This is a genomic window from Veillonella sp. ZSJB6, assembly GCF_051549505.1.
Taxonomy (GTDB): domain Bacteria; phylum Bacillota; class Negativicutes; order Veillonellales; family Veillonellaceae; genus Veillonella.
The window spans coordinates 1-261 of record NZ_JBPUGE010000083.1 but is presented as its reverse complement, the minus strand read 5'-3'; the positions used below and the strand labels follow the sequence as shown (position 1 = coordinate 261).

Here is a 261-nt window from a genome sequence, read left to right as displayed (position 1 = left end):
CATCGCCTTCAAGGATGTGCAGCCTGTCACTTAAATCGTTAACGGCAATGCTTCGATTCGCCATATCAACGAGACGGGGCTGTATTTCAAGTCCTGTCACCGTTCCTTTCGTCCGATACGATAAAAAGAGCGGAATAGCCCCCGTACCGGCGCATAAATCAACGAGTCTTCCTTTTTGAATCGGGACCCACACAAATTCAGCCAGCAACACCGCATCCAATGAAAACGAAAATACATCATCACTTTGAATGATTTTTCCGG

General features: G+C 46.7%; 1 protein-coding gene. It reads right to left on the bottom strand.

All coding sequences use genetic code 11. The features are described from left to right. The coding region (locus tag ACSV5T_RS09980) for a hypothetical protein (RefSeq protein ID WP_438321019.1) at positions 1-261 on the bottom strand (261 nt) is incomplete at both ends.